The sequence below is a fragment of the Streptosporangium sp. NPDC051022 genome (assembly GCF_040683035.1).
In the GTDB taxonomy this organism is placed as follows: domain Bacteria; phylum Actinomycetota; class Actinomycetes; order Streptosporangiales; family Streptosporangiaceae; genus Streptosporangium.
Genome location: NZ_JBFBCF010000001.1, coordinates 743,456 through 766,799 on the forward strand (window position 1 = coordinate 743,456; position 23,344 = coordinate 766,799).

The window sequence follows — 23,344 nt, forward strand, 5'->3', positions numbered from 1 at the left end:
GTCCCGGAAGCCGGTCGCCGTCACGCCTTCGCCGGGGCGAGCACGATGTCGAAGCGCGCCCTGGACCAGGTGCCGTCGACGGCCCGGCCGTCCGGCGCCGGCGTGCCGGCCGGCTGCCGTTCGAAGTCCTTGACCAGTGACTCCTTGACCCCGAAGACGCTGTCCTGGTCGAGTAGTTCGTCCCCTCGGACGAAGATGTGCGTCACCAGCCGCCGGCACCCCTCCGCGGTGACCATGAAGTGCAGGTGCGAGGCGCGCATCGGGGACCGGCCGACCGCGGCGAGCAGCCCGCCGACCGGGCCGTCGTGCGGGATCGGGTACGGCGTCGGGGTGATTCCCCAGAACGAGTAGCGCCCGTCGTCGTCGGTGAACAGGTGGGCCCGGGCGGCCGTCCGCTCGTCGTCGTACTGCACGTCGTACCTGCCGTGCCCGTCGGCCTCCCAGACCTCGATCCTGGCGCCGGGCACGGGCCGGCCCGCCGTGTCGGTGACGGTTCCCTCGACCAGGCACGGCTCGCCGGCGGCACCGAGGGCGATGTCACCGCCGAGCGGCACCTCCGGGCTGTTCTCGACGAAGAAGGGCCCGAAGACGGTGGCCTCGGTCGCGTCGCCGCTGGCCTCGTTGTTGATCGCGATGGTCTGCATCGAGGCCCCGAGGACGTCGGAGAGCAGGATGAACTCCTGCCGCCTGGCGTCGGTGATGTGACCGGCCGCGGTGAGGAAGGCGATTCCCGCGGCCCACTCCTCCTCGGTGAGTCTCGTCTCGCGCAGGAAGCCGTGGAGGTGACGCGTCAGCGACCGCATCACCTCCCTGAGCCGAGGGTCCCGGCATTCGTCGAACGACCTCAGCACCCTGTCGGTCAGGGCGGTCTCCCGGCGCTCCTGCTCGGCCGGGATACGGACGGGGGTGGTGGTCGACGGTGTGGTCACGATGTCTCTCCTGTCCAGGCGGCGTGTAGGAGCGCCGTCAGTTCGGGCCGGTTCACCGGTCGCGGGTTGGCGTACGGGTCGGCCAGCACCTCCCCGGCCACCCGGGCGAGATCGCCCTCGGCGACCCCCAGCTCGCTGAGACTCCCGGGGGCGCCGAGCCCCGCCGCGAGGGCCGCGAGACCGGCGGCCGCGTCGTCCGTGTCCAGGGCCCGGCGCAGGGCGGCGGCCGCGGCCGGAGCCGCCGGCAGGTTGTACGCGGCGACGTGGGGGAGCATGACGGCGTGGGTCTCGGCGTGCGGGAGGTCCAGCATGCCGCCGAGAACGTGGCACAGCTTGTGGTGCAGGCCCATCGTGGTGGCGCCGAGACAGGCTCCGCACAGCCACGCCCCCCGCAGCGCCGCCGCCCGTCCCGCCCGGTCGCCGGGGTCACCGGCGATGAGCGGCAGGGCGGTCGCCAGATCCCGGACGCCCTGCTCGGCCATGGCCGCGACGACCGGAGAGCCGTCCGGGGCGTACAGGGCCTCGACGGCGTGGGCGAGCGCGTTGAGCCCGCTGGTCACCGAGACGGCCGCCGGAAGCGTCATGGTCAGGTCCGGGTCGTAGACCACGCTTCGCGGCAGGACGGCGGAGTCGCGTCCGGTCCGCTTGCGGGCGTTCTCGGTGAGTCCCCAGATCGGCGTCATCTCCGAACCGGCGTAGGTCGTGGGCAGCGCCAGCACGGGAAGCCCCCGCCGGAGCGCGAGCGCCTTGCCGAGACCGATCGTCGACCCGCCTCCCGCGGCGACGCAGCCGTCGGCGGCCAGGTCGGCCGCGACCGCCTCCGCGGCGGCGACCGTCTCGACCGGCACGTGCATCCGAGCCTCGGCGAACACGCCCACGGCGCGCTCGCCGAGCAGCGTGGCCACCCGCCGGGCCAGGTCCCGCTGCTGCGGGGTGGACAGGACCAGGATCCGCCGCGCCCCGATCCGTTCGGCCTCGCCGGGAAGCCGGGCCATGCTCCCCGGACCGAAAACGACCCGCATCGGCAGGGCCTCGTAGACAAAGCTTTCCGTCATTCGTCTCCTCCTGTACGGCATGCGCCGGATGTCGAGACCGGGCCGGTGGAACGGCACGGGCGCGCCGGGCCGTTCCGGTGCGGCCACACGGTCCTTCCGCTCACGCGTTGTTCGGAAAGTCGAAGCTGGCCCCGGAGTTCCCGTGGAGGGCGCCGCGAGGTCCGGGCCACCGGGCCGTGACGACCTTGGCGCGGGTGTAGAAGCCGACGCCCTCGGGGCCGTGGACGTGCTTGTCGCCGAACAGTGATTCCTTCCATCCGCCGAACGAGTAGAACGCCATCGGGACCGGCACCGGGACGTTGACACCGATCATCCCCACGTGGACGCCTCGCTGGAACCGGCGCGCCGCCTCGCCGCCGGAGGTGAAGATGGCCGTGCCGTTGCCGTACGGGTTGGAGTTGATCAGCGCGATCGCCTCGTCGACGTCGTCGGCGCGCACGACGCACAGCACGGGGCCGAAGATCTCCTCCCGGTAGACGTCCATGTCCCGCCGTACCCGGTCGATCAGCGTGGGACCGAGGAAGAAGCCCTCCTCGTGTCCGGGCACGACGTACCCGCGGCCGTCGACCACGATCCGTCCGCCCTGCTCGGCTCCGGTGTCGATCAGCCCGGCGATCCGCTCCCGTGCCTGACGGGTGACCACGGGGCCCATCTCGCTGTCCGGGCTCGCGCCGGGCCCGACCCGTACCGCACGCGCTCGCCGGGCGACCGCGTCGACCACCCTGTCGGCCCCCGATCCGACCGCGACCGCCGCGGAGACGGCCATGCAGCGCTCCCCCGCCGAACCGAAGGCGGCGGCGACGAGATGGTCCGCCGCGAAGTCGACGTCGGCGTCGGGCAGGACGACGGCGTGGTTCTTGGCCCCGCCGAGAGCCTGGACCCGCTTGCCCGCCGCCGAGGCGCGTTCGTGGATGCGGCGGGCGATGGGCGTGGAGCCGACGAAGGAGACCGCGGCGACCTCCGGTGAGTCGACGAGGGCGTCGACGGCGACCCTGTCCCCGTGCAGGACGTTGAAGACGCCGTCCGGCAGCCCGGCCTCCCGCCACAGCCGGGCCAGCAGCATCGACGCCGACGGGTCGCGCTCACTCGGCTTGAGGACGAACGTGTTGCCGCAGGCGATGGCGACCGGGAACATCCACATCGGGACCATCGCCGGGAAGTTGAAGGGGGTGATCCCGACGCACACGCCGAGCGGTTCGCGGAACGACCAGGTGTCCACCCCCGTCGAGACCTGGTCGGAGTAGTCGCCCTTGAGCAGGGTCGGGATGCCGCAGGCGAACTCGACCACCTCCAGGCCGCGCCGTACCTCCCCGAGCGCGTCGGACAGCACCTTGCCGTGCTCGGCGGTGATCAGCTCGGCGAGCTTCTCCTCGTCGCGGTTGACCAGCTCCCGGAAGGCGAACAGCACCCGGGTGCGTCGCATCAGCGACGTCTGGCTCCATCCGTCGTAGGCCGCCCTGGCGGCGTCCACCGCGGCGGCCGCGTCCTCGGGTGTCGCGAGGAGCACCTCGTGCCGCTGCCGGCCGGTGGCGGGGTCGTAGACGGGGGCGGTTCGCGTCGACCGCCCGGTGACGGCCTCACCGCCGATCCAGTGCTCGATGACGGCCATGTCTTCCTCCATGACGGTGCGGGCGGGGGTGGGGCCTTGGCGGTGCGGGCGGGCCCGCGCTCATGTGCCTTCGGGTGGGTCGTCAGCCGAGTTCCGCCGCGAACAGCGCGGTGAGCTCGGTGACGGCCCGGTCCGCGCCGGGTGACACGGCGGGCATTCCGAAGAAGGGGTGGATGAGGTCGGCGTAGACCCTGAGCGTGGTGGGCACGCCGGCCTGGAGCAGCCGGGCCGCGAAGACGACGCCGTCGTCGCGCAGCGGGTCGAAACCGGCGACGCCCACCACGGTGGGGGGCAGCCCGCCGAGGTCCCCGGCGAGGGCGGGGGACACCCGTACGTCCCGCGCGGTCTCGTGATCGCCGCGGAAGTACAGCTTGCCGATCACGGCCAGGTCCTCGGTTTCGAGGAAGTACCCCGTGGCGTTCTCGGCCGTCGAGGGGTACGACGCCGTGAAGTCCGTGACGGGCGAGGCGAGCAGCAGGGCGCGGACCGGGTTCCCGCTCCGGGCGGCGAGCAGCGCGGTGACGGCGGCCAGGTTGCCGCCGGAGCTCTCCCCGGCCAGGCCGATCCGGCCGGCGTCGGCGCCGAGGCGGCCGACGTTGGCCCGTACCCAGTCGAGCGCGGCCGAGGCGTCCTCGACGGCGGCCGGGAACGGGTTCTCCGGGGCGAGCCGGTAGTCGACCGACACCACGACGGCGGACAGCTCGTGGCTCAGGCGGCGGGCGACGTCCTGCATGAGGTGGGCGCTTCCCGTGACGAAGCCGCCGGGGTGGAAGTACAGCACCGTCGGGACCGGCCCGGTGGCTTCGGGCCGGAACACCTTCAGGCTCAGGTGCCCGACGGTGACGTCCTCCTCCGAGGCGACCGGCGCGAAGGTCGAGGGGTCCCAGCCGCCCTCGATGGCCTGGGTCATCCGGGCTCGCATCTCGTCGGGCTCACCGTCGAACGATCCCGGTGCTCCGGCGGAGCGGAGCATGCCGAGGAAGCCGGCGAATCCACTGTCGAGGGTCATGGGGTTCCTCATCTTCGTCGTCGGGTCTGTTCCGGTCCGCGGGCGCGTGGATCCCACGGCCCGGGCGGGTGCCCGGGCCGCGGCCGGAACGGGTGGGGGTGGGGTGGGTCGGGGGTGGGCGGGGCCGGAATGGGTTCGGAACGGGTGGGTTCGGGGTGGGCGGGGCCGGGTGGGCGGGGTTCAGGTCGCGAGGATGTGCCGGCGGGATTCCTCGGCGAGGGCGCGCAGCCGGTCCTGGTCGACGCCGACCAGGACGCCGCCCCGCTTGCGGACCACCCCGGCGACGACGACCGTGTCGACGTTGCCAGCGTGCGCCGCGTTCACCACCGCGGCGACCGGGTCGGTCACCGGGTAGAGGTTGAGGTCGGTCGCCCGGACCAGCACGATGTCGGCGGCCTTGCCGGGCGACAGGCTCCCCACCCGATCGCCGAGCCCGAGCACCTCGGCGGCGCCCTGGGTGGCCAGGTGGAACACGTCGCCGACGGAGAAGGTGCTCGGCGGGTCCTCGAAGCGCGACCGCCCGGTGTTCACCCGGCTCCGGGTGGCGGCCAGCGCCACCTTCATCTGGGTGAACAGGTCCGAGGCGCCGAACGCCTCGGTGTCGCTGCTGAGCCCGGTCGTGACGCCGAGGCCGCGCAGGCGGTCGATCGGGGTGTGCCCGATGCCCGGCAGGCCCTGCTCGTGCTGCGGGGCGACCGCGGCGCCGACGCCGTGGTCGGCCATCATCCGCAGCTCGTCGTCGCTGCTCTCGCTGCAGTGCACGAACGTCAGGTCGGGACCGAGCAGGCCCGCGTCGTTCATCCGGGCGATCGCGGCCATCGCGCCGAAGTCCGTGCCGCAGCCCATGTGGATGGACGTGCGGATGCCGAGCTCGCGGGCCATCGCGAGGTCGTTGCGGGTCACCTCCATCGTCGACAGCTCCGGTCCGCGCCCGGCCAGCGCCAGTGTGACGAGGGCGTCGTCGTCGGGGAGCAGGTCGTTGCGGATCCTGCGCAGGTCGCCGGTGTGGTCGCGGCCGCTCTCCATGATCCACTCGGGCAGGTCCACCAGTGGCCAGCCGTGGCCGAACACCGCGCGCACGCCCGCCTCCCGCAGCCCCTGGATCGCGGCGTCGCCGTGTCCGGGGGAGTTCTGCACGTGCGACCAGTCCATGAGCGTCGTCGTGCCCGCGTCGAGCGCGGCGAGCGCGCCGAGCAGGTTGCCGACGTAGACGTCGTCCGGCCGGTACCGCGACCCGAGTCTGCCGAACATCTCCCCGAAGTAGGTCATCAGGTCCATGCCGGTGCACCGGTGGCGCACGGCGGACTGCCAGGTGTGCTTGTGGGCGTCGACGAGTCCGGGCAGCACGAGCATCCCGGACGCGTCGAGCACCTCGGCGCCGGGCGCCACGATCCCCTGGCCCACCTCGACGATCGTTCCGTTCCGCACCAGGACGTCGGTGTCCTCCGCGGTCCCGATCACGGGGTCGCCGGAGACGACCCAGCCGCCCGTGATCAGCATGGTGGTGGTGGCCTTGCTCATCCGATGTACCTTCCGTGGTCCGTCAGTGGCCGGCGGGCGTCAGATCGGCGGGCGTCAGGTCGGTGCGGACACCGTGGCCGACCGCCCCGGCGTAGGCCGCCTCAAGCTCCGAGTCGGACGGAGCGGCCGTCCAGGCCCGCGCGACGTACGCGTCGGGACGGATGAGGGCCGCGGACGCGCCGGCCAGTTCGCGGGTGAAGCCGGGGTCGTCGGTCACGACCCGGGTGATCCGGGAGGGCAGCTCCCGGGTGGCGGGCGCCCGGTCCGCGTGCTCGACGAGCACGAACGCGCTCCGGGCCGCGACCTCGGTGTAGCGGTGGTCGCCGAGGTGGAGTTCGCCGACGCGGGTGCCGTCCGCCGGGTGCGGGTCGCCGTCCCGGTGGTAGGTGGTCTTGAACCCGCTCAGCCGGTCGCGCAGGATCGCGTTCACCTCCGGGACGGGGATGAGCTCCGTCTCGACGAACTCCTTGAGCTTGAGACCGGCCGGTGTGAAGTCGAAGTGCAGTTTGCACTGGGCCGCGACGTCGTCCATGAGGTCCTGGAGCACCGGGTACCGCTCGTCGTCGTAGGTCCGGAGCAGTGCCTCGGGGGCTTCGCCGGTCGCGACCAGGCCGAGTTTCCAGCCGAGGTTGAAGGCGTCCTGGATGCAGTAGTTCATGCCGATGCCGCTGGCCGGGTAGTGCACCCGGGTGGACTCGCCGACGAGCGACACCCGGCCCCGGTGCAGGTAGGGCGTCGTCTTGTGGGTGTCTCCGTACCGCGACACCCACTTGGCGCCGGTGATGCCGAAGTCCTCGCCGAAGATCGCGCGCAGGCTCTCGCGCGCCTCCTCGATCGTCACCGGCTCGGTGCGCGGTACGGTGCGACGCGCCTCGGCGACGATGATGAAGCGGGTGGTCCGCCGGCCGAACGGATAGGCCAGGACCCAGCCGTTCTCGTTGCGCCGCATCTGCATCGACGCCGCCCACGGGAACTGCAGGTCGGCGTCGATCGACACCGCGGTCAGTTCCGCCTCCCGTCCCTCGAACGGGATACCGGCGTGGGTCCGCACCGCGCTGCGGGCGCCGTCCGCGCCGACCAGGAACCGGGCGCGGAGCCGGACGGTCGTCCCGTCGGCGTCGAGCGCGGTCACGGTGACTCCGCCCGTGTCCCCGGCATCCTCGGTGTGCTCGACGTAGGTCACCCCGCGCCGCACCTCGGCACCGGCCTCGGCGGCCCAGTCGCGCAGCAGGTGCTCGGTGGTGGTCTGCGGCAGGATCAGCGCGTACGGGTGCGCGCTGTCCAGCAGGTCGTAGCGCAGGCCCGTGAGCCCGGCATAGATGTAGCGGGGAACCTCGAAGTCGGGCCGCCAGTTCTTCGCGGCCTCGCGGAAGCGGCCCATGAGTCCCCGGGCGTCGAGGAGTTCGAGCACGCGCGGCTGGATGACGCCGGCTCTCGACGGGCTGTCTCCCTCTCGCTTCTCCAGAACGATCACACGCGCCCCGAGTCGGGCGGCCTCGGCCGCGACGGTCGCACCCGAGGGACCACCACCGATGACGACGACGTCCGCATCAGCTCTACGCATCTCTCTTGCCTCGCTCCCTGCCACTCTGTCCGCCCTACGGACAACTGTCCGTTTTTGGCGTGCGGCCGAGCATAAGTCAGCCGCTATCTCGCGTCAATGCCGTAAAAAACCAGGTAAAAGACCTGTACACCAGAGGGTGGGGCTTGCGCGTACACTTGTCCGTTGTACGGATGATCGCCCTTTCCGGGCGCCACGCAAGAAAGGTGACCATGGCTCGGGAGAACACCGGCCCCGACTTCATCGAGGCCCTCGCACGCGGCCTCGATGTGATCAAGTCCTTCGGCGCCCACCATCGGCCGATGTCCCTCAGCGAGATCGCCGGTGAGACGTCTCTGGCCCGCCCGACCGCGCGGCGGATCCTGCTCACGCTTGAGCAGCTCGGCTACGTGCGTCCCGCCGACGGCGGTTTCGTGCTGACCCCGCGCGTCCTGGAGCTCGGCGTCTCCTACACGCTGTCGACCGGCCTGTGGGACATCGCGCAGCCGTACCTGCGGGACCTGGTCCGCTCGACGAACCAGGCGGCCTCGGTCGCCCTGCTCGACGGCTCGGACGTCGTCTACGTCGCCCGCGCCGCCGTTCCGAAGGTGGTCTCGACCAACATCAACGTCGGCATGCGCCTGCCCGCGCGCAGCACCGCGCTGGGCAAGGTCCTGCTGTCCTCGCTCGACCGCGACCGGCTCGGCGAGGTCCTGGCCACCCCGTCGACCTCGATGATCCGCGCCTTCCGGGAGCAGCCCCTCGAAAACCTCCAGGGCGAGCTCCGCGAGATCCGGGCCCGCGGGTGGGCCGCGACCGACGAGGAGATGACCCCCGGCGTCCGGTCGATCGCCGCGCCCGTCCGCGACGGTGACGGTGCCGTCGTCGCCGCCGTCAACCTCAGCGCCATCGCCGCCGAGGTCACCCGCGAGCAGATGACGGAGGACTTCCTGCCCCTGGTCCTGCTGGCGGCCAGCGAGATCGGAAACAACCACACCCTGCTCCGGAACACCCCCCAGATCCTCGTCTCGGAGCGGGCCGCGATGTGAGCCGCCCGGGAGCACGCCGGTTCGCGCGGGTCCCCGCCCCCGGCGGGCCGGGCGTGGGCGGGATCAGGAGCGGAGCAGGTCCTGGCGGATGTGCGCCAGGTCGTTGGTGATCCTGGCCGCGGTCTCGGTGAGCACGGGCAGGACGTCGCGCAGCAGGTCGTCGACGGTGGCGCGGCTGGCGTGGGTGGCCACGTTCACCGCGGCGACGACCCGCCCGTCCCGGTCGTGGAGGGGGACGGCGACGGATCGGACGCCGTCCTCCAGCTCCTGGTCGACCAGGGCGTACCCGTCGGCCCTCGCCCGCCGTACGGCCGCCGCCAGCTCGCCGGACGACGTGACGGTGCGACCGGTCAGCGGCCGGGGGACGATCGCGGACAGCCGCTCGTCGGGAAGACCGGCCAGCAGCACCCGGCCCATCGAGGTCGCGTAGGCGGGGAAGCGGGTGCCCACGGTGATGTCGACGCTCATGATGCTCATGACGGGCACACGCGCCACGTAGACGATCTCGTCGCCGGAGAGCATCGCGACCGACGCCGACTCGCGGAGCCGCGCCACCAGGTCCGTCAGGTGCGGCTGGATGATCTCCTCCAGGGTCCGTGAGGACAGATGGGCGTAGCCGAGCTCCAGGACCCTGGGCAGGAGAACGAAACGGGTGCCCTCCGCGGCCACGTATCCGAACCGCTCCAGGCTCAGGATCGCCCGCCGTACCGTGGCTCTGGGCAGGCCGGTCGCCTTGGCGGCGGCGGCGAGGGTCAGCCCGCCGCGTGCCGAGCCGAGGCTGACCAGTACGGCCAGGCCGCGGGCCAGCGACTGGAGATACTCGGCGCCCAGCTCCTCCTTCGCGGCGCGGGAGGTGTCCACGGCGGCGGACGGCACCGGCGGCGGAACCGGCGCGGACAGCGCCGTCTCCATCTCGGCCACCGCCTTCCTGAGGCGGGGCAGGGCATGGGCGCGCAGTCCGGCGAGGGTGTGCCTGCTGGTGTGGCTGGCCACGCCCAGCGCGCAGACCGCCCTGCCGCTCCCGTCCCGTACCGGCATCGCCACCGCGATCACCCCCGGTTCCATGAGCTGGTCGTCCTCGGCCCACGGCGCGGCCGGGTCGAGCAGCGCCAGACCGGTCGCGCAGCGGTCGGCGGGCAGCAGGTCCCCGGTCCGGAAGGCGACGGACATCGTGCGCCGCCGGGTGAACTGGCCGACGAGGCGCAGCCCGTCCCCGTCGAGAACGCCCAGCGACACCGATTCGTCCAGTTCCCGCGCGAGCCTGTCCGCGGGCGGGCCGAGGATCTCCGCGAGGCCACCGCAGGCGAGATACGCCTCGCCCAGCTCCATCAGGGGAGGGGCGAGCAGCACGTCCCGATCCTCGATCCGCAGGTGGCCGAGATGGGCGAAGGTCGCCACGACGCGGTCGACCGTGGATCTGGCCAGGCCGGTCATGCGCGTCAGGTCGGTCGCGCGCGTCCGCCGCCCGGGGGCGGCCGACAGGGCGCGCAGCACGGCCAGACCGCGTTCGAGGGTTCCGGCCGGCTCCATTCGGTCTCCTTCTCGCTTTTTCGGGTGATGGGAGCACTTTGACAGGTGGGCTTCATGCCACGCATACTCGGCGCATATTAGTGAACTAAAGTTCACTATGCGAACACAGGAGTGTTGTGGGCAGAGACAAGGTGATCGCCACCGCCGCGGAGGCCCTGGCCGATGTGCACGACGGCGCGTCGTTCGCGGTCGGCGGCTTCGGCCTCGGCGGCATCCCGAACGTGCTGATCCGAGCCCTCTACGACACGGGGGTGACCGGCATCGGCGTGGTGTCGAACAACTGCGGCGTGGACGGCGGCGGCCTGGGCGTTCTCCTGGCCGCCGGGCGCATCGCCCGCGTGACCGCCTCCTACATCGGCGAGAACAGGGAGTTCGCCCGCCAGTACCTCGCGGGGGAGCTGGAGGTCGAGCTGACCCCGCAGGGCAGCCTGGCCGAACGGCTGCGCGCCGGCGGCTGTGGCATCCCCGCCTTCTACACCCCCGCGGGCGTCGGCACCCCGGTCGCCGACGGCGGGCTGCCGCTGCGCCACGCGAAGGACGGCTCGGTCGCCGTGGCCTCGCCTCCCAAGGAGGTGCGCGAGTTCGACGGCGTGGAGTACGTCCTGGAGCGCGGCATCACCACGGACTTCGCGCTGGTCAGGGCGGCGCGCGGGGACCGGCACGGGAACCTGGTGTTCAACAAGGCGAGCCGCAACTTCAACCCGCTGGCGGCGATGGCGGGGCGCGTCACGATCGCCGAGGTGGAGGAGCTCACCGAGCTGGACCCCGACGAGGTGCACCTGCCCGGCGTCTTCGTGCAGCGCGTGGTCGTGCTCACCCCCGAGCAGGCCGCCGACAAGGGCATCGAGAAGAGGACGGTCAGCTCATGACGTGGTCACGGGACGAGATGGTCGCCAGGGCCGCGGCCGAGCTGCGCGACGGCGACCACGTCAACCTCGGCATCGGGCTGCCCACCCGCATCCCGTCGTTCCTGCCGCCCGAGGTGGACGTCGTGCTCCACTCGGAGAACGGCATCCTCGGAGTCGGCCGCTATCCCACCGAGGACGAGGTCGACCCCGATCTGATCAACGCGGGCAAGGAGACGGTCACCGTCCGGCCGGGGGCGTCCTTCTTCGACTCCGCGCTGTCGTTCGGCATGATCCGCGGCGGCCACATCGACGTCGCCGTGCTCGGCGCGATGCAGGTCTCCGCCCGCGGCGACCTGGCCAACTGGATGGTCCCCGGCAAGCTGGTCAAGGGGATGGGCGGGGCCATGGACCTGGTGCACGGCGCCCGCAGGGTCATCGTGATCATGGACCACGTGGCCAAGGACGGCTCACCGAAGATCGTCGAAGAGTGCTCCCTGCCGCTCACCGGAAGGGCCTGCGTCCACCGGGTGATCACCGACCTCGGCGTCCTCGACGTCACGGGCGAGGGACTGGTGCTCGTGGAGACCGCGCCCGGGGTGGGCGTGGCGGAACTGCGGAGCCGTACGGCGGCGAAGGTGATCGCATGAAGGACGTCTACATCGTCGACTCGCTCAGGACCCCCGTCGGCAGGTACGGCGGAGCGCTGTCCGGCGTCCGCCCCGACGACCTGGCCGCGCACGTCCTCCGCGCGCTGGCCGAGCGCACCGGCCTCGACCACGCCGACGAGGTGATCCTCGGCAACGCCAACGGCGCCGGTGAGGAGAACCGCAACGTCGCCAGGATGGCCGCGCTGCTGGCCGGGCTGCCGGTGACCACACCGGGCGCGACCGTCAACAGGCTCTGCGGCTCCGGCATGGAGGCCGTCGTCCAGGCCTACCGGGCGATCGCCGTGGGCGACGCCTCGGTGGTGATCGCCGGCGGCGTGGAGTCGATGACCCGCGCCCCCTGGGTGCTGCCCAAGCCGGAGCGGGCCTTCCCCGCCGGCGGCCAGGAGCTGGTCTCCACCGCACTCGGCTGGCGCCTGGTCAACCCGAGGATGCCGCGGGAGCACACCGTGGCCCTCGGCGAGGGGGCCGAGCTGATCGCCGACAAGCACGGCATCACCCGCGAGGAGCAGGACGCCTTCGCCCTGGACAGCCATCGGAAGGCGGCCAGGGCGTCCTTCGAGCGCGAGATCGTCGCGATCGGCGGTCTCTCCCGGGACGAGGGCATCCGTGAGGACACCTCCCTGGAGGCGCTGGCCCGTCTCAAGCCGGTCTTCCGCGAGCACGGCACCGTGACGGCGGGCAACTCCTCCCCGCTCAGCGACGGCGCGGCGGCGCTGCTGCTCACCGACGAGGAGGGGCTCGCCGGGCGCGAACCGCTGGCCAGGATCGTCGCCACCGGCGTCAGCGCGCTCGAACCCCGCCACTTCGGCCTCGGCCCGGTCGAGGCGGCCGGGAAGGCACTGGCCAGGGCGGGCAAGGGCTTCGGCGAGCTGACCACGGCCGAGCTGAACGAGGCGTTCGCCGCCCAGGCGCTCGGCTGCCTGGCCGAACTGCCCGACCTCGATCCCTCGATCGTCAACCCGTGCGGCGGCGCGATCGCGCTCGGCCACCCCCTGGGCGCGTCGGGGGCGCGCATCACCGGCGCCGTCGCCCACCGGCTCGCCGAGGCCGGTTCGGGCACCGGCCTGGCCGCCCTCTGCATCGGAGTCGGCCAGGGACTGGCCATCGTGCTCGAAAGGTGACCCCGTACTCGGTACGGACCCCGTATCGAGTACGAACCTCGTGTCGAGTACGGACCCCGTACCGAGTACGGACCCCGTGTCGGGTGCGGGTCCGGCGGGTGCGGAAGACCTCGGGCGCGGTGCGACGGCACCGCGCCCGAGGCTCGTGTCGAAGCGGTTTCAGGACCCGCTTCCCGGATCGGACTCGCCCTAGTGAGAGAAGGCCTGGAACTCGGCCGCGCGCAGCTGGTTCCTGGTCGCGCTCGCGGTGGCGCAGTCGGTCGAGGAGTTGGGGTCGTTGTCCTGCTCACCGGCGTAGAGCGGGTTGCCGGTGCACTGGGTCGAGACGGCCCGCAGGGTCAGGTGGGTCGCCTTGGTGGTGGGGATCCTGAACGACTTGATGAGCAGGTCGGCGCCGCGGGGGCGCGGCAGGCGGGTCTGGAAGGCGTCGGAGGGGCTGGTGTAGACGACTGAGTACGACGCGGGGGAGGAGCAGTCCTTCTTGGTCGCGTCGCAGGCGAGGACCTCGAAGGAGCGCAGGGCGGTGAAGCGGTTCTGGCCGCCGGGGTCGGCGGGGTCGTTGACGTTCGGCCGCAGCAGGGCGCTGACCTGGACCCTGCGGACCGAGACCGGCTCGGTCCCGGCCAGGTCCACGGTCACCGACTTGCCCTTGACGGGCCCGGTGAGCGAGGCCCAGTCCGTCGCCTCGGTCTCGTCGATCAGCTTGGCCTGGTTGACGCCGTCGCCCGAGGTGGTCGCGCCCAGGGCGGCAGAGGCGAGGTTCCTCGTCAGCGCCGTCACCGGCACCGTCCCGTGGTGCGGCACCGTGAGCTTGAGCCGGGTGTGGCCGTAGCCGTTGCCGACGACCAGGAAGGTGTACTGGCCCGGGGTCAGCTCGGCGGTGTCACCGAGGGCGGTCGCCGGGTCGGTGTCGGCCACCGGTACGGCGCGGCCCTCGTAGTCGCCGACGTAGAGCCGCAGCACTGCGTCCTTGGCGTCCTTGGCATCGGCCGGCGGGGTCAGCCGTACCTTGCCGTTCTTGCCGGACGGGTTGACGAAGCTCGGCGTCGGGTCGGGGTCGTTGGCGTCCTTGCTCGCCGCGCCCTTGCCGAGGCCGTGCTCGGCGAACGCCCGCCACATGACGTCCTTGTCCTTGCCGCCGAACCGGATGGCGTCGGCCGCCAGCAGCGCGTCGCGGTGGTCGACGTAGCTCACCGATCCGGAGGCCATCAGCAGCAGCGCGTCGAAGGAGACCTGCGCCCAGCGCCGGTTGCCCGGGCATCGGTCGAGCGGGGTCCTGCCCTCGGCGCACGCCCGCTGCTGGGCCGGGCTGCCCTGGCCGTACCTGTCGATGAAGGCCTTGCGCACGTCGTACTGGGTGGCGGTCCAGATCTCGCCGTCGGCGTGCACCTGCTGGCCCACCAGGTCGTAGCCGACGTCGCTGTAGTTCAGCGGGGAGGTGGACATGTCGTAGTTGCGGATTCCGGCCTTCTTGTCGCCGGTGACGTAGCCGCCGGTGACGTACGGCGTGTCGCCCGCCGGGCGGAAGCCGTTCTCGAAGAGGTACTCCATGGCGAACAGGTCGGAGGTGCTCTCGTTCATGGCGCCCGCCTGCGCGCCGCTCCACCCGGCGTCCGGTCCGCCGACCATGCGGCCCGAGATCGCGTGGGTGTACTCGTGCCCGATCACCGACATGTCGTAGTCGCCGTCCACGCACGGCGAGTAGAAGGAGCCCGCGATCGGCTGCCAGAGGTACATGTTGGTGATCGGCGCGAGCCCGTCGGGGCCGGTGATCTGGTTGGCGTTGTCCCGGACGGTGAGGTCCCTGGCGCCCGCCTGGGCGTTGCCCTGCTCGGGGTCGGCGCCGAGGCCGCCGCGGGTGCCGTTGTCGCTCTGCATGTTCCACGCGGTCTCGGTGAAGCCGAGCCGGTAGGACCAGTCGTGCATGCGGTTGTGCATGACGTGCAGGTTGGAGATCGCCGCCTCGAGGTCGGCCTCGCCGGGCTGGTCGAACGTGGCCGGGTCGCACTTGGCCGTGTACCACTTGTTGGTCCACGGGTAGGTGTACTCGCGGCTCGGCGTGGCCACGTTGCTGCGGGTGCCGACGGTGTACGGGTCACCGCTGGCGCGGTTCTCGAAGGTCTTGGCGGAGTTGCCGACGCTGGTGCCGGTCGGGGTGCCCGTGGTGTGGTCCACGTCCCACGCCTTGCCGGTCCCGGCGTCGCCGACGGGGGCCTGGTCACAGCCGCGAGCGGGCTTGAGGCACCAGGTCGCGCGGGTGTCGGTGGAGGAGTAGTCGCCGGGCGGGTTGGCGGTGAAGCCCTTCCAGCGCGGGTTGTCCGGCTGGCGGCCGTCGGGCTGGAAGGCGTGGTCGACCAGGTTCTCGCGGGTGAGGATCTCGCCGCTGACCGCGTCCACGTGGGTGGTGTAGGCGGCCGCCTCGCCCTCCCCGCCGCCGATCAGCGTGACCTGGAAGGCGCTGTGCGTCCCGTCGGGGGCGGGTACCGCGACCGCGGTGACCTTCTTGGCGCTCGCGGTGGCGAGGTCGATCCCGCCGTCCTTGGCCGCGATCTCCAGTGCCTGCTGCTCGGTGAGCTTCGCGGCGGGCGGCGGCGCGCTGGAGCGTGACAGCGTCGAGGTGACGTGGATGATCTTTCCGTTCGTCACGCCGAGCGCCACCTGCCCGTCGACGCCCGCGGGCAGGTCGCCGAACCTCTGCCTCAGCAGTACGGCGTAGCCCTCCCCGATGGGGTTGACCGCGACCTTCTCCAGGGCGTCGACGGCCTCGGCGGACAGGCCGAACAGGGTTTCGTTGGCCTTGAGGTAGGCGCGGGCGGCCTGTTCCGGGTCGGCGCCCAGGCCCTCGGCGAGTGGCGTGACACCGGTGACCGCACCGGTCTCGGCGTCCGTCCCGGCGCCGGTCTCAGCGCCGATTTCAGCACCGGTGATGACCGCCGGGGTGCCCAGGTTGTTCCACCGGATCGTCGCCGCGTTCGCGGCCTTGGCGAGGTAGGCCGGGGGAGCGACGCTGCCCCGCCGGTTGTCCAGGTCGGGCTTGGCGCCTTCCTCGGCCTGGAAGTCGTGGGCTTTGGTGGACTGCCCGCCAGGTGAGCTCTGGGCGAGTCCTGGGAGGGGAAGGGCGAGCGCCGCTGTTGCGGCCGCGATGACGGTGATGCGTAACCAGGGTTTGGTCGACACCGATCCTCCTGCGCAGTGATGGCCGTCGTTGGCCATGCCACACGTGGGTCACATGTGTTGCGCAAGAGGTAACACTTACTCAAGTGGCCTGACAAGATCTTGTAAAGGGTGATATGTCGGTGTAATGACTTGTTTCGGAGCCGGATTCTCCCGGCTCCGAAACGTCCTCGGAACATATCCGAACCGTCCTTGAGCGGCTTTTCGGGCCGTCCACGACCCCGCCGGGCGGAGAGCCCGCCCGGGGAGCCGGCCGGAGAACCCGGCCGGGGAGATCGGTCAGGAGGCCCGGTCGAGGCCCGGCCGGGAGCCCGGTTGGGGAGCCCGGCCGGGGCCCGGTCAGGAGAACGGGATCCAGGCCTGGTCGGCCAGGCTGCTCAGGTCGCTGACCTTGAGGCCGAGGTCGGAGACCGTCCAGAGGCTGTCGCCGATGACGACCGAGCGGCGGATGCTCGGATCGAGGTAGTTGGCGACGCGGCTGTTGTTCACCGGCTTGGGGGCCGGGTGGACGATGTTCCCGACCTTGGTGACGGCGGAGTCGTCGATCCTCAGGACCAGCGCCGAGCCGCTGGCCTGCCCGGTGTCGTTCCAGGTGTTCAGCGGCAGGACGGCCGTGCCGGTCTTGGCCCAGTACAGGAAGGCGTGCGGGTCCCACTCGGCCTCCGAGCCGGAGTCCTTCTGGAACATCTGCGACAGGCGGTTCGGGGCCGCCGGGTCGCGGACGTCGAAGAGCGAGACCTGGGTGCCGAGCGTGCGGCCCTTCTCGCTGGCCTCCTGGCCGATGCCGATCAGGCGCCCCTCGCCCGCGGGCTGCAGGAAGGCGGAGTAGCCGGTGATCTTCAGCTCGCCGGTCTTCCTCGGGGCCGCCGGGTCGCGCAGGTCGAGCGTGTAGAGCGGGTCCACCTGCTTGAAGGTCACCACGTAGCCGACCGGGCCGATGAACCGGACCGAGTAGATCCGCTCGCCGTCACCCAGGCCGCCGAGCTCGCCGACCTTGGCCAGGGTGTCGTCCTTGAGGACGTAGACGGCGCTCGAACTGTGCGATCCGCTGGTCGAGGTGGTGGCGATCCGCAGGTGCCCCTCGTACTCCGACAGGGAGTACTGGTTGAGCAGCCTGCCCGGCACCTTCCCCGAGGCCACGTAGCGGGGCGCGCCCGGCGCACTGATGTCGAACCGGTGGATCTCGGTCTCCTCGGGCGGCGGAGCGGGCATCGTGGCGGGCTCGGTCGTCGCCGTCGCCGTGGGGGACACGCTGGGGGACGCGGTGGGAGACGCGGTGGGCGCGTCCGTCGAGGGGGCCACGGGGGCGTCGGTCGGTACGATCGTCGGCGGGTCCGTCAGCGTCGGTTCCACCTGCGGGGCCTGTCCGGTGCTCTTGTCCGAGGGTGTGACCTGCGGGGATTCGGGCGGCATGTCGGACGGCGCGTCCTCGACCGCCGCCTCGATCGGCATGGGCCACCACCAGCGCGGGTTGCTGGCCACGTACAGGCTGGAGCCGGTGCCGTAGACCGTGTCGCCGTCGGCGGCCACGCTGATCGGGGAGGTGTCGGCGATCCCCTGGGACAGGTCGAGGGTGTGCACGGTCAGCATCGACGTGCCGGTGTACTCGGCGGGGTGGCTGACCTGCTCGCAGGCGACCTTCCCCGTCGTGGTCGTGCCCTTGGCGTCCGTCACCTCGAACTTCGGCAGCCACGCGTCGAGCGACGCCTTCTTGACGACCTCCATGTTCCGCCGCGTCCGCTCGTTGTCCGGCAGGTCGCCGCCCAGGTCGGGGAAGGCGATCTCCGGCTGGCTGCGGACCACGATCCGCACCGTCGAGCCGATCATCCTGGCGTCCACGTGGGAGCCGTTCGGGGTGATCGAGCCGATCACCTTGGGGCTGCCCGACAGGTCGACGAGGACGTACCGCGGTCCCGGGCTCGCCATCCGCTTGACCATCGCGCCGTAGGGAATGATCCCGCCGCCGGAGAACAGCACCAGCGCCCGGTCACCGCTGATCAGCAGGTCGGCCGGGGCCCACATCTGCTCGGCGCTCACCAGCCTGAGCGTGCCGGTGACCTTCTTCGTCGCCGCGTCGACCACCCGGAGCACGCCGCGGTTCACCGTGATCACCCGGTTGCCGTCGGTCTTCACCAGGTCGGGCTCGTCGACCCCCGCCTCGTGCACGTTCGTGGTCGAGTGCTCGGGGGCGGCCGTCTTGGCCTGGCCCGACGCCATGTCCGAGCGCGCCTCGGCGTACATGATCTGCGGGCCCCCCAGCCCCCACGGCCCGACATTCTTGGCCGTCGCCGCCCGCAGCCCGGCGAGCATGTCGTCACAGCCGCTGTAGGAGACAAGCTTGATCCTTCCCAGGTCGGCGGCCGGTGCCGTCCGGCTCGCGCCCGACCCTGTCTCCGTGGAAGTGCACCCCGTGGCGAGCAGCGCGGTGGCGAGGGTGACGGCGCCCACCGTGCGGATCGATGTCCTCATGCCCCCTTGACGGATCGAAATCGCGTCCGGTTCACCCCGTTACCGCCCGGTAGTCAGCGGAGTGCGGCCGGAATATTCTTCGACCATGGCTGCCACACTTGGAACATCCCGGACACTCGACCCGGCCATGATCGAACGCGTCGTCCGGCATGTGACCTCCGGCGGGAAGACACAGTCGATCACCGCGCCCTTCACCGGGGAGACCCTCGTCGAGCTGCCCGTCTCCACCGCCGACGACGTCCGTGCCGCCCACGCCAAGGCCCGCGCGGCCCAGCGGGCCTGGGCGGCGCTGCCCGTGAGCGAGCGGATCAGGCCCTTCCTGCGCATGCACGACGCCATCCTCGACCGGCGCGAGGAGATCCTCGACGTGGTCCAGTGGGAGACCGGCAAGGCCCGCAGGCACGCCTTCGAGGAGGTCGCCGACGTCGCGGGCTGCACGCTCTACTTCGCGCGGCGGGCCCCCGGCCTTCTCGCACCCCAGCGCAGGGCCGGAATCTTCCCGCTGGCGACGAAGGTGGTCGAGATACGCCAGCCCAAGGGCGTCGTGGCGCTGATCTCCCCGTGGAACTACCCGCTCACCCTCGGCGTCACCGACATCGTCCCCGCCCTGATCGCGGGCAACGCCGTGGTCCACAAGCCCGACACCCAGACCGCGCTGTCCACGCTCTGGACGATCGACCTGCTGGTCTCCCTCGGGATGCCCCGCGAGATCTGGCAGGTCGTCCTCGGTGACCCCGCCGAGGTCGGCGAGCCGCTGATCGAGGAGGCCGACTACGTCGCGTTCACCGGCTCGACCAGGGGCGGCCGTAAGATCGCCGAGGCGGCGGCGGCGAGGCTGATCGGCTGCTCGCTCGAACTCGGCGGCAAGAACCCGATGGTCGTGCTCGACGACGCCGACCTCGACATGGCGGCCCAGGGCGCGCTGCGCGCCTGCTTCACCAGCGCCGGTCAGCTGTGCATCTCCATCGAGCGGCTCTACGTGCACGACAGCGTGTACGACGCGTTCGTCGACAGGTTCGTCCGCCAGACCCGGAACATGAGGCTCGGCTCCGGGCTCGACTGGAGCGTGCAGATGGGCTCGCTCACCTCCCGGCGTCAGCTGGAGGCGGTCAGCGCCCACGTGGACGACGCCGTCGCCAAGGGGGCCAGGGTCCTGGCCGGCGGGAAGGCGCGCCCGGACATCGGCCCGCTGTTCTACGAGCCCACGGTCCTGGCCGACGTGGACGAGAGCATGAGCCTGTGCCGCGACGAGACCTTCGGTCCCGTCGTCTCCGTCTACCGCTTCCACGACGACGACGAGGCGGTCGGCAGGGCCAACGACACCCCCTACGGCCTCAACGCCTCCGTCTGGACCCGGAACCTGGCGCGCGGCCGGGCGGTGGCCGCCCGCATCAAGGCGGGAACGGTCAACATCAACGAGGGGTACGGCTCCGCCTACACCTCCTACGACGCGCCCATGGGCGGCATGAAGTCCTCCGGCCTCGGCCGCCGCCACGGAACCGAGGGCCTGCTGAAGTACACCGAGGTGCAGACCATCGCCAGCCAGGCGTCCTGGCTGGGCTTCGAGCCGATCCTCGGCATGACCTACGACAAGTACGCCGACACCCTCGCCGGGCTGCTCAAGACCATGAAGAGGCTCCACCTGAAGTAGGCGGCCCGGAGCGGGCGACGCGATCCCCCGGGGGAGCCGTCCTCCGGGGGTGCCGTATCCCGGGGTGGGGACATGACGGTCCCGGGGCGGCCGGGCCGTACTCCGGGGGGCGTGAGACCCGGGGTGAGCCTTGTCCCGTCCCGGGGATCGCGGACCCCGTTATCCCATATGTGGGGGTTGCGGCAATGGGACGGTTTCGGGTTAACGTCGTGAGGACCGACGCGGGAGCCCGGCGCACCGGGCTGAGAGGGCGGCTGAGACGGCCGTCGACCGCATGAACCTGACCGGGTAATGCCGGCGTAGGGAGTAGTCGTCCTATGGTTTCACCTGCCCGAAGAACGGTTTCGCCTGCCCGCAAGACCTATCTCGTCGGCTCGCGGCCCGACATCCGCGTGCCGATGCGGGAGATTCCGCTGACCAACGGATCCGCCGTCGTCCTGTACGACACCTCGGGCCCGTACACCGACCCGGACCACGTCGCCGACCCCGAGAAGGGACTGCCGCCGCTGAGGGCGGCCTGGCGTCCCTCCGGTGAGGCGCTCTCCCCGGGTGGGACGGTCTCCCCGAGTGGGACGGTCTCCTGCGGAGGGACGGGTCCCTGCGGCGGGACGACGGTCCCGGGCTCCGGCCGGTCCACGGGCCTCACCCAGCGGGCCCGCGCCAGGCGCGGGGAGATCACGCCGGAGATGGAGTTCGTCGCGTTGCGCGAGGGCGTCGCGCCGGAGTTCGTCCGCGAGGAACTGGCCCGTGGCCGCGCCGTACTGCCCGCCAACGTGAACCACCCGGAGAGCGAGCCGATGATCATCGGCCGCAACTTCCTCGTCAAGATCAACGCCAACATCGGCAACTCGGCCGTCGCCTCCTCGATCGAGGAGGAGGTCGAGAAGATGCGCTGGGCCACCCGCTGGGGCGCCGACACGATCATGGACCTGTCGACCGGGAAACGGATCCACGAGACCCGCGAGTGGATCCTGCGCAACTCCCCGGTCCCGGTCGGCACCGTGCCCATCTACCAGGCGCTGGAGAAGGTCGGAGGCAGGCCGGAGGACCTGTCGTGGGAGATCTTCCGCGACACGGTCGTCGAACAGTGCGAGCAGGGCGTCGACTACATGACGGTGCACGCCGGGGTGCGCCTGGCCTACGTGCCGCTCACCGCCCGCCGCAAGACCGGGATCGTCTCGCGGGGCGGCTCGATCCTCGCCGCCTGGTGCCTGGCCCACCACGCGGAGAACTTCCTCCACACCAACTTCGCGGAGCTGTGCGAGATCCTCGCCGCCTACGACGTGACCTTCTCCCTCGGCGACGGACTGCGCCCCGGCTCCATCCACGACGCCAACGACGAGGCCCAGCTCGCCGAGCTGCGGACGCTGGGGGAGCTGACCAAGGTCGCCTGGGAGCACGACTGCCAGGTCATGGTCGAGGGCCCCGGCCACGTCCCCATGAACAAGATCAAGGAAAACGTCGACCTGCAGACGGAGCTCTGCTCCGAGGCGCCGTTCTACACCCTCGGCCCGCTGACCACCGACATCGCACCCGGCTACGACCACATCACCTCGGCCATCGGCGCCGCGATGATCGGCTGGTACGGCACCGCCATGCTGTGCTACGTCACCCCGAAGGAGCACCTCGGCCTGCCCGACCGCGACGACGTCAAGGCGGGCGTGATCGCCTACAAGATCGCCGCCCACGCGGCCGACCTGGCCAAGGGACACCCGGGGGCCCAGGCGTGGGACGACGCGCTGTCGGAGGCCCGCTTCGAGTTCCGCTGGGAGGACCAGTTCAACCTCTCCCTCGACCCGGACACCGCGCGCTCCTTCCACGACGAGACCCTCCCCGCCGCCCCGGCGAAGACCGCGCACTTCTGCTCCATGTGCGGCCCGCACTTCTGCTCCATGCGGATCACCCAGGACGTGCGCGCGTACGCGGAGACGAACGGCCTGTCCGACGGTGAGGCACTGACGGCCGGGATGCGGGAGAAGGCCGAGGAGTTCCTCCGCAACGGAGGCCGCGTCTACCTCCCCCTGCCCTCCCCACCCCAAGAGGACTAGCCCGCTACTCCCCGGGGACCCGCAGTTCCCCTGGGGGACCCGCAGCGGCGCGATCCTTCGGGCGCGCCCACGGGCGCGGCGCGGTGACACTCATCCCCGCTGTGTTCGCGTCTACCCTGGGCGCCGGTACGGCGGGCGGTGGAGCGGGGTGGACCGGCGCCGATGAACGGTGCTCCGCCTGGTGAGCCTTTCCAGCCGCCGTGTTGGTGCTGTGACCGGAAACGTTCACCGGGTCGGGCGCCCGCTCATCGGCGCCGATCCGCTTCGTTTCACGACCCGCCGTACCGGCGCTCGGAGGGGCACGAACGCGGTGGAGGTAAGTGGTCGCCGGGCTAGGCGAGGCCGCCGCTTGCCCGGAGGTTCTGGCCGGTCATCCAGCGGCCGTCGGGCCCGACGAGGAAGGCGACCACGTCGGCGATGTCGGCGGGGGTGCCGAGCCTGCCGAGCGCGGTGACGGAGGCGACCCGCTCCAGGGCCTCGGCCGGGTTGGTGCCGCGCAGCAGGTCGGTGTCGGTCGCCCCGGGCGAGACCGTGTTGACCGTGATGCCGCGCGATCCGAGCTCCCTGGCCGCCACGGCGGTCAGCTGCTCGATCGCCCCCTTGCTGGCGGCGTAGGGCGCGTTGCCCGGCGCGGGGCGGACCGTGTTGACCGTCGAGATGTTGACGATGCGGCCGTCGTCGCGCATGTGCCGGGCCGCGTACCGCATCGTCAGGAAGGTCGTCTTGGCGTTCACCCTCATCACGTCGTCGAACACGGCCTCGTCGGTGTCGGCGATGGGCGCGACCCGAAAACTCATCGCGGCGTTGTTCACCAGGATGTCGAGCCCGCCCAGGCGCTTCTCGGCCATCTCCATCAGCCGTTCGGCGGCCCCCGGCTCGGCCAGGTCGAGCCGGATCCCGTGCGTCCCCTCCACCGTCGCGGTGATCTCGGCCGCGGCCGCGGCGCTGGAGGCGTAGTTGAACACCACCTCGGCGCCGTCCCGCGCCAGCCGTTCCACGATGGCCCTGCCGATGCCCCGTGACCCGCCGGTCACGACCGCCGCCTTCCCCCTCAGCTGCATCAGGCCAGCGTCGCATCCGGCGGCCCCGGGGACAAGATCGAACCAGGAGTGTCGCCGGTCTT

At 71.7% G+C, this 23,344-nt stretch carries 16 protein-coding genes and 1 riboswitch; of the genes, 6 read left to right on the plus strand and 10 right to left on the minus strand.

Going from position 1 to position 23,344, the window contains the following annotated elements:
- Nucleotides 1-20 precede the first annotated feature (20 nt).
- The 6 genes from AB0N02_RS03515 to AB0N02_RS03540 form a co-directional block, all read right to left on the minus strand.
- Nucleotides 21-929, minus strand: a complete 909-nt coding sequence (locus AB0N02_RS03515) for an intradiol ring-cleavage dioxygenase (protein WP_363942162.1) — start codon at nucleotides 927-929, stop codon at nucleotides 21-23.
- Entirely contained in the window at nucleotides 926-1,984 is a 1,059-nt protein-coding gene (locus AB0N02_RS03520; protein ID WP_363942164.1) for a maleylacetate reductase, read from the minus strand. Before AB0N02_RS03520 ends, AB0N02_RS03515 begins: the two co-directional genes overlap by 4 nt.
- A 100-nt stretch (nucleotides 1,985-2,084) precedes the next feature.
- A complete protein-coding gene (locus AB0N02_RS03525; RefSeq protein WP_363942166.1) occupies nucleotides 2,085-3,593 on the minus strand; it encodes a CoA-acylating methylmalonate-semialdehyde dehydrogenase in 1,509 nt (502 codons plus the stop codon).
- A gap of 82 nt (nucleotides 3,594-3,675) precedes the next feature.
- Entirely contained in the window at nucleotides 3,676-4,602 is a 927-nt protein-coding gene (locus AB0N02_RS03530; RefSeq protein WP_363942168.1) for an alpha/beta hydrolase, read from the minus strand.
- Nucleotides 4,603-4,782: 180 nt separating this feature from the next.
- Complete coding sequence (locus AB0N02_RS03535; RefSeq protein ID WP_363942170.1) at nucleotides 4,783-6,123, minus strand: amidohydrolase family protein; 1,341 nt, start codon at nucleotides 6,121-6,123, stop codon at nucleotides 4,783-4,785.
- A gap of 22 nt (nucleotides 6,124-6,145) precedes the next feature.
- The gene (locus AB0N02_RS03540) at nucleotides 6,146-7,687 is read right to left on the minus strand and encodes an FAD-dependent oxidoreductase (RefSeq protein ID WP_363942171.1); all 1,542 of its coding nucleotides are present in this window, start codon (nucleotides 7,685-7,687) and stop codon (nucleotides 6,146-6,148) included.
- Between the two features lie 209 nt (nucleotides 7,688-7,896).
- On the opposite strand from AB0N02_RS03540, the gene AB0N02_RS03545 reads away from it, so the two are divergent.
- Complete coding sequence (locus AB0N02_RS03545) at nucleotides 7,897-8,712, plus strand: IclR family transcriptional regulator C-terminal domain-containing protein (protein WP_363942172.1); 816 nt, start codon at nucleotides 7,897-7,899, stop codon at nucleotides 8,710-8,712.
- A 63-nt stretch (nucleotides 8,713-8,775) separates the two neighbouring features.
- On the opposite strand, the gene AB0N02_RS03550 is transcribed toward AB0N02_RS03545, so the two are convergent.
- A complete protein-coding gene (locus AB0N02_RS03550; protein ID WP_363942174.1) occupies nucleotides 8,776-10,242 on the minus strand; it encodes an IclR family transcriptional regulator C-terminal domain-containing protein in 1,467 nt (488 codons plus the stop codon).
- 116 nt (nucleotides 10,243-10,358) lie between these two features.
- Between AB0N02_RS03550 and AB0N02_RS03555 the strand changes: the two genes are divergently transcribed.
- From AB0N02_RS03555 to AB0N02_RS03565, 3 genes are read left to right on the plus strand one after another with little or no spacing between them, the layout of a single operon-like run.
- A complete protein-coding gene (locus AB0N02_RS03555) occupies nucleotides 10,359-11,111 on the plus strand; it encodes a CoA transferase subunit A (protein ID WP_363942176.1) in 753 nt (250 codons plus the stop codon).
- Nucleotides 11,108-11,737: a CoA transferase subunit B gene (locus tag AB0N02_RS03560; protein WP_363942178.1), complete on the plus strand. Its 630-nt coding sequence runs from the start codon at nucleotides 11,108-11,110 to the stop codon at nucleotides 11,735-11,737. The genes AB0N02_RS03555 and AB0N02_RS03560 overlap by 4 nt, the downstream gene beginning before the upstream one ends.
- Entirely contained in the window at nucleotides 11,734-12,879 is a 1,146-nt protein-coding gene (locus tag AB0N02_RS03565; RefSeq protein ID WP_363942180.1) for a thiolase family protein, read from the plus strand. Before AB0N02_RS03560 ends, AB0N02_RS03565 begins: the two co-directional genes overlap by 4 nt.
- Before the next feature lie 189 nt (nucleotides 12,880-13,068).
- On the opposite strand, the gene AB0N02_RS03570 is transcribed toward AB0N02_RS03565, so the two are convergent.
- Both AB0N02_RS03570 and AB0N02_RS03575 read right to left on the minus strand, forming a co-directional pair.
- The gene (locus AB0N02_RS03570) at nucleotides 13,069-16,056 is read right to left on the minus strand and encodes a M36 family metallopeptidase (RefSeq protein ID WP_363942183.1); all 2,988 of its coding nucleotides are present in this window, start codon (nucleotides 16,054-16,056) and stop codon (nucleotides 13,069-13,071) included.
- 336 nt (nucleotides 16,057-16,392) lie between these two features.
- Nucleotides 16,393-18,522, minus strand: coding sequence for a beta-propeller domain-containing protein (locus AB0N02_RS03575; protein WP_363942186.1), 2,130 nt, complete (start codon nucleotides 18,520-18,522; stop codon nucleotides 16,393-16,395).
- Between the two features lie 85 nt (nucleotides 18,523-18,607).
- Between AB0N02_RS03575 and AB0N02_RS03580 the strand changes: the two genes are divergently transcribed.
- A complete protein-coding gene (locus AB0N02_RS03580) occupies nucleotides 18,608-20,173 on the plus strand; it encodes a succinic semialdehyde dehydrogenase (protein ID WP_363942189.1) in 1,566 nt (521 codons plus the stop codon).
- A 211-nt stretch (nucleotides 20,174-20,384) separates the two neighbouring features.
- Nucleotides 20,385-20,496, plus strand: a riboswitch (TPP riboswitch).
- Nucleotides 20,491-22,221 (plus strand): phosphomethylpyrimidine synthase ThiC, encoded by a 1,731-nt coding sequence (gene thiC, locus AB0N02_RS03585; protein WP_363942192.1) that lies wholly within the window; start codon nucleotides 20,491-20,493, stop codon nucleotides 22,219-22,221. It overlaps the preceding riboswitch by 6 nt.
- A 332-nt stretch (nucleotides 22,222-22,553) precedes the next feature.
- Here thiC and AB0N02_RS03590 read toward each other — a convergent pair whose 3' ends face one another.
- Nucleotides 22,554-23,282 (minus strand): SDR family oxidoreductase, encoded by a 729-nt coding sequence (locus AB0N02_RS03590; RefSeq protein WP_363942195.1) that lies wholly within the window; start codon nucleotides 23,280-23,282, stop codon nucleotides 22,554-22,556.
- Nucleotides 23,283-23,344: the final 62 nt, after the last annotated feature.